This window comes from Streptomyces beijiangensis (assembly GCF_017315755.1).
Classification (GTDB): domain Bacteria; phylum Actinomycetota; class Actinomycetes; order Streptomycetales; family Streptomycetaceae; genus Streptomyces; species Streptomyces beijiangensis.
Map to the genome: position 1 here is coordinate 1 of NZ_JAFLRJ010000391.1, position 11,129 is coordinate 11,129.

Genomic DNA, 11,129 nt, shown 5'->3' on the forward strand with positions numbered 1-11,129 from the left:
ATTTTGCCCGGCGTGAGCTTGGAAGTGCGGGTTACGTCACCGGAGCCTTGGCCCTGAGGACTGTCAGGAATTCGCGCATCCAGGCCGAGTGGTCCGGCCATGCCCTTGCCGAGACCAGCGTGCCGTCCACCACCGCCTCCGCGTCCTGGAACACCGCCCCCGCCGCCTCCATGTCCAGTTCCAGCGCCGGGTACGCGGTCACCCTGCGGCCCGTCAGGGCGCCGACGGCCGCCGTCAGCAGGGGGCCGTGGCAGATCTGGGCCACCGGCTTGTCGGTGTCGAAGAAGGACTTGAGGATCTTGCGGAGTTCCGGGTCGTTGCGCAGGTACTCAGGCGCCCGGCCGCCCGGAATCACCAGAGCGGCGTACTGCCCCGGGTCGACTTCCGAGAAGGCCAGGTCGGCGGGGAACGAGTAGCCGGGCTTCTCGGTGTACGTGTCGAAGCCGGCCTCGAAGTCGTGCACCACGAACCGGAGCGTCTTGCGGGTGGGGGCCGCGATATGGACCTCGTAACCCTCCTCGCGCAGGCGCTGGTACGGGTACAGGACCTCCAGTGATTCCGCCGCGTCCCCGGTGACCATCAGGATCTTCGCTGCCATGGCTGCACGCTCCCCTTCGGCTGTGTCGTCCTGGTCAACGTGCATCCGTACGGGCCGTTTGCCAAGGGTGCCGGTGGACCGCCGGAGTCTTTGTCCAGAGTGGCAGAGTTCAGGCCCTTCATTTGTACAGATATGGCCCATGACGGCTCGCAGTCCGAGGGGGATAGCCTGGTGCCGTGATCAGCGCGATATCCAGCGGGGGCATTGACGCCCCTGCCCTGCGCCCGGAGCACTACCGTGCCCGGGCGATCGCTGCATCCCTTCTCCCCGACCGGACGCCGAAAATGGCCAATAACGGTACGGGCATCTCTCATCGCGGCATAACGTCGACATCGACCGGAAACCCCGCGTCGTGGCGTCGTGTCGCACCCTTCCCCTACGTCACGCAACGGCGCGCGACAGGAGCCAGAGGACATGCAGACCAAGCTGGACGAAGCCAAGGCCGAACTGCTCGCACGGGCGGCACTGGTAGCTGAGAACAGCCCAGCCGGGGGACAACTTCCCGGCGGGTCCGACCAGGACACCGTGCTCGCCTATCTCCAGCGCTACTACCTGCACACCGCCCCCGAGGACCTCAGCGACCGAGACCCGGTCGATGTCTTCGGCGCAGCGCTCTCGCACTACCGGCTGGCCGAGAACCGGCCGCAGGGAACCGCCAGCGTCCGCGTCCACACGCCGACCGTCGAGGAGAACGGCTGGACCTGCAGCCACTCCGTCGTCGAGGTCGTGACGGACGACATGCCGTTCCTGGTCGACTCCGTGACCAATGAGCTCTCCCGGCAGGGCCGCGGCATTCATGTCGTCATCCACCCGCAGGTCGTCGTCCGGCGTGACCTCACCGGCAAGCTCATCGAGGCCCTGGGGCAGGGCGAGAAGGTCCCCGACAGCCACGACACCGTCGTCGAGTCCTGGATCCACGTCGAGATCGACCGCGAGACCGACCGCGCCGACCTGAAGCAGATCACCGCCGACCTGCTCCGGGTCCTCTCCGACGTACGCGAGACGGTCGAGGACTGGGACAAGATGCGCGATGCCGCCCTGCGCATCGCCGAGGAGCTCCCCGCCGAGCCGACCGCCGACGACCTGCGCGTCCAGGAGGTCGAGGAGGCCCGCGAGCTGCTGCGCTGGCTGGCCGCCGATCACTTCACCTTCCTCGGCTACCGGGAGTACCAGCTCACCAAGGACGACGCGCTGGCCGCCGTTCCCGGCACCGGGCTCGGGATCCTGCGCTCCGATCCCCAGCACCACGAGGACGACGCGCACCCCGTCTCGCCCTCCTTCAGCCGGCTGCCCGCCGACGCCCGCGCAAAGGCGCGCGAGCACAAGCTGCTGGTCCTCACCAAGGCCAACAGCCGGGCGACCGTGCACCGCCCCAGCTACCTCGACTACGTCGGCGTGAAGAAGTTCGACGAGCAGGGGAACGTCGTCGGCGAGCGCCGCTTCCTGGGGCTCTTCTCCTCGGCCGCGTACACCGAGTCGGTGCGCCGCGTTCCCGTCGTACGGCGCAAGGTCGCCGAGGTCCTCGAAGGCGCGGGCGTCTCCCCGCACAGCCACGACGGCCGCGACCTGCTGCAGATCCTCGAGACGTACCCGCGCGACGAGATCTTCCAGACCCCCGTCGACCAGCTCAGGTCGGTCGTCACCTCGGTGATGTACCTCCAGGAGCGCCGCCGCCTCAGGCTCTACCTGCGCCAGGACGAGTACGGCCGCTACTACTCGGCCCTCATCTACCTGCCGCGCGACCGCTACACCACCGGTGTGCGCCTGCGCCTCATCGACATCCTCAAGGAGGAGCTCGGCGGCACCTCCGTCGACTTCACCGCCTGGAACACCGAGTCGATCCTCTCCCGGCTGCACTTCGTCGTACGGGTCGAGCCCGGCACCGAGCTCACCGCGCTCACCGAGGCCGACAACGACCGCATCGAGGCCCGCCTCGTGGAGGCCGCCCGCTCCTGGGCCGACGGCTTCTCGGACGCGCTGAACGCCGAGTGCGGCGAGGAGCGCGCGGCTGCCCTGCTGCGCCGCTACGGTCACGCCTTCCCCGAGGGCTACAAGGCCGACCACTCACCGCGCTCCGCCGTCGCCGACCTGGTCCACCTGGAGCAGCTCACCCAGGGGCGCAACGACTTCGCGCTCTCCCTGTACGAGCCCGTGGGCGCGGCCCCCGGCGAGCGCCGCTTCAAGATCTACCGGATCGGCGAGCAGGTCTCGCTGTCGGCCGTGCTGCCGGTGCTGCAGAGACTCGGCGTCGAGGTCACCGACGAGCGCCCCTACGAGCTGCGCTGCGCGGACCGCACCCACGCGTGGATCTACGACTTCGGGCTGCGGATGCCCAAGCCGACGGGCGGCGGCGGGTATCTCGCCGACGACGCGCGCGAGCGCTTCCAGGAGGCCTTCGCCGCGACCTGGACCGGTGAGGCCGAGAACGACGGCTTCAACTCCCTCGTCCTGGGCGCCGGGCTGAACTGGCGGCAGGCGATGGTGCTGCGCGCGTACGCCAAGTACCTGCGCCAGGCCGGGTCGACTTTCAGCCAGGACTACATGGAGGACACCCTCCGTACGAATGTCCACACCACCCGCCTCCTCATCTCGCTCTTCGAGGCGCGGATGTCCCCGGACCGCCAGCGGGCCGGGACCGAGCTGACCGACGGGCTCCTGGAGGAGCTCGACGGCGCCCTCGACCAGGTGGCGAGTCTCGACGAGGACCGGATCCTGCGGTCCTTCCTCACCGTCATCAAGGCCACGCTGCGGACCAACTTCTTCCAGGAGGCGGCGGGCGGCAAGAACCACACCTACGTCTCGATGAAGTTCGACCCGCAGGCCATCCCCGATCTGCCCGCGCCCCGCCCGGCGTTCGAGATCTGGGTCTACTCGCCCCGCGTCGAGGGCGTGCACCTGCGCTTCGGCAAGGTCGCCCGAGGCGGTCTGCGCTGGTCCGACCGGCGCGAGGACTTCCGTACGGAGATCCTCGGACTGGTCAAGGCGCAGATGGTGAAGAACACCGTCATCGTGCCGGTCGGCGCCAAGGGCGGATTCGTGGCGAAGCAGCTGCCGGATCCGTCCGTCGACCGCGACGCCTGGCTGGCCGAGGGCATCGCCAGCTACAAGACGTTCATCTCGGCGCTGCTCGACATCACCGACAACCTGGTGGCCGGCGAGGTCGTGCCGCCCGCCGACGTCGTACGCCACGACGAGGACGACACCTACCTCGTCGTCGCCGCCGACAAGGGCACCGCGACCTTCTCCGACATCGCCAACCAGGTTGCCGAGTCGTACAACTTCTGGCTCGGGGACGCCTTCGCGTCCGGCGGTTCGGCCGGTTACGACCACAAGGGCATGGGCATCACCGCCCGCGGTGCCTGGGAGTCCGTCGAGCGGCACTTCCGCGAGCTGGGGCACGACTCCCAGACCGAGGACTTCACCGCGGTCGGTGTCGGCGACATGTCGGGCGACGTCTTCGGCAACGGGATGCTGCTCAGCGAGCACATCCGCCTGGTCGCCGCCTTCGACCACCGGCACATCTTCATCGACCCGAACCCGGACGCGGCCACCTCGTACGCCGAGCGCCGCCGGCTCTTCGAGATGCCGCGCTCCTCCTGGGCCGACTACAGCAAGGAACTGATCTCGTCCGGCGGCGGCATCCACCCGCGCAGCGCCAAGTCGATCCCGCTCAACGCGCACATCCGCGAGGCGCTGGGCATCGAGTCGGGTGCGGCCAAGGTGACCCCCGCCGATCTGATGCAGGCGATCCTCAAGTCGCCGGTCGACCTGGTGTGGAACGGCGGCATCGGTACGTATGTGAAGTCGAGCACCGAGTCCAACGCCGATGTCGGCGACAAGGCGAACGACGCGATCCGCGTCAACGGCGAGGATCTGCGCTGCAAGATCGTCGGCGAGGGCGGCAACCTGGGCCTGACCCAGCTCGGCCGCATCGAGTTCGCGCGGGCCGGCGGCAAGGTCAACACCGACGCCATCGACAACAGCGCGGGCGTGGACACCTCCGACCACGAGGTGAACATCAAGATCCTGCTCAACGCGCTCGTCTCGGACGGGGACATGACCGTCAAGCAGCGCAACAAGCTGCTCGCCGAGATGACCGACGAGGTCGGCCACCTGGTGCTGCGCAACAACTACGCGCAGAACACCGCCCTGGCCAACGCCGTCGCCCAGTCGCCCTCCCTGCTCCACGCCCACCAGCGCTTCATGCGCCGGCTCGGCCGGGACAAGCACCTCGACCGCTCGCTGGAGTTCCTGCCCAGCGACCGTCAGATCCGCGAACTCCTGGGCTCGGGCAAGGGGCTGAGCCAGCCGGAGCTCGCCGTGCTCCTCGCGTACACGAAGATCACGGTCGCCAGCGAGCTGATCGCCACCGGGCTCCCCGACGACCCGTATCTGCAGAAGCTCGTGCACGCCTACTTCCCGAAGCAGCTGCGCGAGCGCTACCCCGAGGCGATCGACGGGCATGCGCTGCGCCGCGAGATCATCACGACCGTGCTGGTCAACGACGCGGTGAACACCGGCGGCTCGACCTTCCTGCACCGTCTGCGGGAGGAGACGGGGGCGTCGATCGAGGAGATCGTACGGGCGCAGACAGCGGCCCGTGAGATCTTCGGGCTCGCCGCCGTATGGAACGAGGTGGAGGCGCTCGACAACAAGGTCGACGCCGCCATCCAGACGCGTATCCGCCTGCACTCGCGCCGGCTCGTCGAGCGCGGCACCCGCTGGCTGCTCGGCAACCGCCCGCAGCCGCTCGACCTCTCCGACACCATCACCTTCTTCCAGGAGGGTGTGGCCCAGGTCTGGTCCGAGCTGCCGAAGATGCTCAAGGGCGCCGATCTGGAGTGGTACCAGCGGATCCTCGAGGAGCTCACCGGGGTGGGTGTCCCGGAGAAGCTGGCGCTGCGGGTGGCCGGGTTCTCCTCGGCCTTCCCCGCGCTCGACATCGTCGCGATCGCGGACCGTACGAAGAAGGACCCGATGGCCGTCGCCGAGGTCTACTACGACCTCGCCGACCGGCTGGCGATCACCAAGCTGATGGACCGGATCATCGAGCTCCCGCGGGCCGACCGCTGGCAGTCGATGGCCCGTGCCTCCATCCGTGAGGACCTGTACGCGGCGCACGCGGGCCTCACGCAGGACGTGCTGTCGGCGGGCAACGGGACATCGAGCCCGGAGCAGCGCTTCAAGGCGTGGGAGGAGAAGAACGCCTCGATCCTGGGCCGTTCGCGCTCCACCCTGGAGGAGATCCAGTCCTCGGACTCCTTCGACCTGGCGAACCTGTCGGTCGCGATGCGGACGATGCGCACCCTGCTGCGCACGCACGTGTAGGAGTCGTCACGCACGGAAGAGGGGCGCCCACCTCGTCGGTGGGCGCCCCTCTCGCGTACGTACGCTCGCTACTTCTTCTTGCCGGTGTGCTTCTCGTAGGCGGCGACGACTTCCTCGGCCGGACCGTCCATCTGCATCACGCCGGTCTCCAGCCAGATCGCGCGCTCGCAGGTCTCCCGGATCGCGCTGTTGCTGTGGCTGACGACGAAGACCGTGCCGGCCTCCTGGCGCAGCTCGCTGATCCGCTGCTGGCTGCGGCGCTGGAAGGTGGCGTCGCCGGTGGCCAGGGCCTCGTCGATCATCAGGACGTCGTGGTTCTTGGCGGCGGCGATGGAGAAGCGGAGCCGCGCGCCCATGCCGGAGGAGTACGTGCGCATCGGCAGCGAGATGAAGTCGCCCTTCTCGTTGATCCCGGAGAAGTCGACGATGTCCTGGTAGCGCTCGCGCACCTCCTCGCGGGACATGCCCATGGCGAGGCCGCCGAGGATGACATTGCGCTCGCCGGTCAGATCGCTCATCAGTGCCGCGTTCACGCCAAGGAGCGAGGGCTGGCCCTGGGTGAAGATTTTACCTTTTTCGGTCGGGAGGAGGCCCGCGATCGCCTTCAACAGGGTGGATTTCCCAGAGCCGTTGGAGCCGATGAGGCCGATCGCCTCGCCCTTGTGCGCGACGAAGCTGACCCCCCGGACGGCGTGCACCTTGCGGATGCCGGGGGATTCCTTGCGGGAGATGAGCCGGCTCAGGGCCGAGGTGGCGCTCCCCTTGCCCGAGCTCGCGCCCTGGACCTTGTAGACGATGTGGACGTCGTCGCAGACGACGGTCGGCGACGACAGGTCGACGGTCGGAGCCCGGTCGGCGGCTGCCTGGGCCGTGCCGGTCTCCTGGGTCTCTGTACTGGTCTCAGCCACGGCCGTAGCTCTCCTCTGCCTTCCAGAAGTAGATGAACCCGCCGACGCCCGCGACCAGCGCCCAGACCACCGCGACGATCCACACGTGCGGGGGCAGGTCGGAGGCGGTGAAGCTGTCGACGAGGGCGAAGCGCATCAGGTCGATGTAGACGGCGGCCGGGTTGCACTGGAGGCCCAGCACCACCAGGTGCGGCAGGTGGTCCTTGTTGAGGACCTTGTCGATGGACCACATGACACCCGAGGTGTACATCCAGGTGCGCAGGATGAAGGGCATCAGCTGGGCGATGTCCGGGGCCCTGCTGGTGATCCTCGCCATGATCATCGAGAGGCCGGTGTTGAAGACGGACTGCAGGAGCAGGGCCGGGACCGCCAGCAGCCAGCTCTTCTTCGGGTACTCGCCGCAGAAGGCGAGGATGACGACCAGCGCGCCCATGGAGAAGAGCAACTGCTGGAGCTGCTGGATGGCGTACGCGATGGGGAGGCTGGCCCGCGGGAAGTGCAGCGCCCGCACCAGCCCCATGTTGCTGGTGAGAGAGCGGGTGCCGGCCATGATCGACTGGCTGGTGAAGCTCCAGATGAAGACTCCGCAGACCAGCCAGGGCAGGAAGTCCGGGATCCCCCGCTTGGTGTTCATCAGGATGCCGAAGATGAAGTAGTAGACGGCCGCGTTGAGCAACGGCGTCATGACCTGCCAGACCTGGCCCATCTTCGCCTGGCTGTACTGCGCGGTCAGCTTGGCGGTGGCGAAGGTGGTGATGAAGTGGCGTCGGCCCCAGATCTGCTTCACGTACGAGACGAGCGAAGGACGCGCCCCGCTGACGGCGAGCCCGTGGGCGATCGCGTACGCGGTCAGGTCCTGCGGCGGCTGCGCATCCATGGCCGGTCTGGGGGCCGGCGGTGTCATCACGCTCACGGGCGGTCACTTTCGACGGGGGGCAGGGGCAGGGTGCCACAGGGGCAGCGACGATGGGACGGACCCGTTTCGTCGTCACGGCGACAGTAAGTCTCGCCTGCGTCGAAACGCAACCGTCCCATCGTGAAGTAAAATCTTGCCCATGACGACGACGGACCCCAAAGCCGCACGCAGGACGCCTGCCGGAGCCGCGGTGCTCCGGGAGGACGTGACGGACGCCATCAGGGTCGCGGTCTTCGAGGAACTGGCGGCGGTCGGCTTCTCCAAGATGTCGATCGAGGGCATCGCGCGCAGGGCCGGAGTCGGCAAGACGGCCGTCTACCGGCGCTGGAAGTCCAAGCTGTCCCTGGTTCTCGACCTGGTGTCGGCCTTCGCCGTCCAGGGGATGCCGGCGCCCGCGACCGGCTCGCTCCACGGCGATGTACGGGCCCTCCTGGAGGTCGCCTCGTACGCCCTGCGCCACCCCGTCGCCTCCCAGGTCATCCCGGACCTGCTGGTAGAGGCGGCCCGCAACCCCGAGATCGCCGAAACGATCAAGGGAGTGCTGCTCGACAGCCAGCAGGGTCTTGCCGCGGCGGTGGTCCGTGACGCCGTGGCGCGCGGAGACCTGCCGGAGACGACCGACCCCGAGCGCGCCCTCGAGCTGATCATCGGGCCGCTGTACTGGCGGACCATCGTCGTACGGGACGACCTGCCCAAGGGCTACCTGGACTCCCTGGCCAAGGCCGCGGTCGCCGCGCTCAAAGCCTGAACTGCGGGACCCTGGCGAGCACTTCACCGGATTCTGTCGAGGAGGCTCCGACCTTCAGGTCGGGGAGGAATTGACTCCTGCCGCTGCGGCGCGGAGCGGTGCCGCATCTGCCCTGTTCCGGGCGCGGAGCGCCTGTCATGGCTGTCCCGGCGGAGCCGGGCAGGGCGAACACCTGTCCCGCATGATCCCTACAGGGTGAACGGGAGTGTGATGGGGGTGCGTTCGTGCGATGAACTGGCTTACGGTCCGGTGTGATCAAGCCCGTGATGCGGGCGCGGCATTCGGGGCGGGGGGTGACAGTGGTGTGGCAGGACACGAAGGACACCCATGGCCTCCAGGGTGCGAAGGGAGCGGGGTGTGCCCGGTTCACGTTCCGGCTGCGGGTGTCGGCCAGTGCCCGTACCGAGTTGATGGCGGAGTGGGACCGGTGCCGGTGGGTGTGGAACGAGTGCGTGGCCAAGTCGAAGCAGACCCACGCCTTCAACCGAAACCGGCACACGGACGTTGACAAGCAGACCTGCGGCCCGGCGGGGCTGGACCGAATGCTGACCGCGGCCCGGCAGCGCACCGGATGGCTGCGCGAGGGCAGTTGCGTACCTCAGCAGCAGATCATCCGGGACTTCGGCACATCGAGAGCCAAGGCGCAGAAGGATATTCTGGAGCGGCTGCCGGTGGCGCGGCGGGCAGGGATGCCGAAGTTCAAGACGAAGCGTGAGGCACTGCCCAGCCTGAACTACACCCAGCGCGGCTTCCGCCTCAAGGAGGGTCGGCTGCACCTTGCGGGTGGCATCACGCTGAGCGTGGTGTGGTCACGCGAGTTGCCCGGTGCCCCGTCCTCGGTGCGGGTCTACCAGGACAGCCTGGCCACTGGTACGCCTCCTTCGTCATCCCCGCCACCCTGGAGCCGCTGCCGGAGACGGGTGCGGTGATCGGGATCGACTGGGGAGTGAAGGAGACCGCGACCACCACCTCCGACCCCCACGACCTGCCCCACCCCGAACACGGCAAGAAGGCCCAGGCGAAGCTGGCCCGCTATGACCGCATGATGGCCCGCCGTAAACCGGAGAAGGGCCACCACGCCTCGAATGGCTACCAGCGGGCCAAACAGGGGCGGGCGAAGGCGTACAAGAAGGTTGCCCGTCAGCGCCAGGACACCGCCCGTAAGTGGGCCATGCGGGTGGTGGCCGATCACGACGCGCTGGCCGTGGAGGACTTCCGCCCCAAGTTCCTCGCCAAGTCGACCATGGCCAAGAAGGCCGCGGATGCCGCCATCGGCGCCACCAAGCAGGCCCTGATCGAGATGGGCCGCAAGCACACACGTACCGTGCACCTGGTCCACCCCGCGTACACCACGATGGGCTGCGCGCAGTGCGGGGCGAGAGTCAAGCACGCACTGCCGCTGGGTATGCGCACCTACACCTGCACCGCGTGCGGAGCCGAGTCCCCCCGGGACAAGAACTCCGCACGCGTCATGCTCCACCGGGCTGGTCTCCACCCGGCTCGCGTCGATCGCACAAGACCATCCGAGGCGCCGCCTCGGGAGGCAGCGTGAGCCTGGAATCCCCCTGCTTCAGCAAGGGGAGGATTCAATCGATGGGCCCCGAGCCGGTCGGCCAGCAGCGGAAGGCCGATGACCGGCAGCAGCCACACCATCACGATCAGCCGGTCGCCCCAGATGGCGGGATCGGGATGGGCGGCCTGGTTGACCAGACCGCTCGCGGCGGCCGCCGCGAGCACGGCCGCGAAGACGGGACTGCGCCGGTACGCCGCCCAGCCGGCCGCGGCGAGCAGCACGGGCAGTAGCGGCTGCAGGCACTGCTGCCGCACCCAGCCGGCCCAGAACCGCACCTCCATATGCGCCAGCGCCGGCCAGGGACGCGCGAGATCGGGGCGGGCGTAATGACCGGTGAGCAGATCCTGGACGCTGTCGTACGCCGTGGGGTAGCCCAGCGCGCCGGCGGCGAGGACGGTGGCGCCCGCCGCGCCGAGCGCCAGCATCAGCAGCCCGGTCGTCCCGGGGCCCGCCGCGCGGCCACCACGCCACCTGGCCGCCGCGACCGCGGTGAGCGCCGCCGCCAGACAGCCGCCGAGGAACAGCGTCTGGGTGTGCTTCACGGCGAACAGCGCGGCGAACCCCGCCGCAGCGAGGGCGAACCCCCGGCGCCTGCCGCTGAGGGCGAGCAGACACCCCCACACCACGGCGACGGTCAGCGCCATCAGGGTCCCCTCGGCCAGGGGCCGCATCGCGGTGGTCCCCGATGGCAGCACGTAGTACAGCCCCTGGCCTGCGACCGCGATGCCCGGCGGGGCGCCGAGCGTGCGCAGCACCCGTACCACCAGCAGGCTCCCCGCGACCGTGACGAAGAGCCCTGCGGCCCAGACGCCCCAGGTCACGCCGACGGTGGCGACGAAGGGGGCGAGCAGCACCGGGTACCCGGGCCGCACTTCGAAGATCCGCAGGAAGCGCGGGCTCGCGAAAGGCGCGACGGGCGAAGAGGCGCGCGGGCCGCCGTGGCGGGCGAGGGTGCGCTCCAGCTTTCCGGTGCAGGCGCGGCGCCCGGCGGCGTCGTGCCGTTGGCAGACGTAGGCGACGGTCCGGTCGGCGGCGGTCCGCGGGCCTCTTCGCCCGTC

General features: G+C 69.1%; 5 protein-coding genes and 1 pseudogene. 3 read left to right on the forward strand and 3 right to left on the reverse strand.

Going from position 1 to position 11,129, the window contains the following annotated elements:
• Positions 1–31: 31 nt before the first annotated feature.
• Positions 32–598 (reverse strand): DJ-1/PfpI family protein, encoded by a 567-nt coding sequence (locus J0695_RS32025; protein ID WP_206968047.1) that lies wholly within the window; start codon positions 596–598, stop codon positions 32–34.
• A 414-nt stretch (positions 599–1,012) separates the two neighbouring features.
• On the opposite strand from J0695_RS32025, the gene J0695_RS32030 reads away from it, so the two are divergent.
• Complete coding sequence (locus tag J0695_RS32030; protein ID WP_206968050.1) at positions 1,013–5,926, forward strand: NAD-glutamate dehydrogenase; 4,914 nt, start codon at positions 1,013–1,015, stop codon at positions 5,924–5,926.
• Between the two features lie 68 nt (positions 5,927–5,994).
• Here the strand turns inward: J0695_RS32030 and J0695_RS32035 are convergent, their stop codons facing one another.
• The gene (locus J0695_RS32035) at positions 5,995–6,759 is read right to left on the reverse strand and encodes an ABC transporter ATP-binding protein (protein WP_242553463.1); all 765 of its coding nucleotides are present in this window, start codon (positions 6,757–6,759) and stop codon (positions 5,995–5,997) included.
• 67 nt (positions 6,760–6,826) lie between these two features.
• Complete coding sequence (locus tag J0695_RS32040; RefSeq protein WP_206968054.1) at positions 6,827–7,711, reverse strand: ABC transporter permease; 885 nt, start codon at positions 7,709–7,711, stop codon at positions 6,827–6,829.
• Between the two features lie 178 nt (positions 7,712–7,889).
• On the opposite strand from J0695_RS32040, the gene J0695_RS32045 reads away from it, so the two are divergent.
• Positions 7,890–8,498 (forward strand): TetR/AcrR family transcriptional regulator, encoded by a 609-nt coding sequence (locus tag J0695_RS32045; protein ID WP_206968056.1) that lies wholly within the window; start codon positions 7,890–7,892, stop codon positions 8,496–8,498.
• 410 nt (positions 8,499–8,908) lie between these two features.
• Positions 8,909–10,050, forward strand: a pseudogene (locus J0695_RS32050) (RNA-guided endonuclease InsQ/TnpB family protein).
• Positions 10,051–11,129: the final 1,079 nt, after the last annotated feature.

Coding starts and splice junctions, on each gene's coding strand:
- J0695_RS32025 (WP_206968047.1), bottom strand. CDS start 598: ATGGCAGCGAAGATCCTGATGGTCACCGGGGACGCGGCGGAATCACTG.
- J0695_RS32030 (WP_206968050.1), top strand. CDS start 1,013: ATGCAGACCAAGCTGGACGAAGCCAAGGCCGAACTGCTCGCACGGGCG.
- J0695_RS32040 (WP_206968054.1), bottom strand. CDS start 7,711: ATGGATGCGCAGCCGCCGCAGGACCTGACCGCGTACGCGATCGCCCAC.
- J0695_RS32045 (WP_206968056.1), top strand. CDS start 7,890: ATGACGACGACGGACCCCAAAGCCGCACGCAGGACGCCTGCCGGAGCC.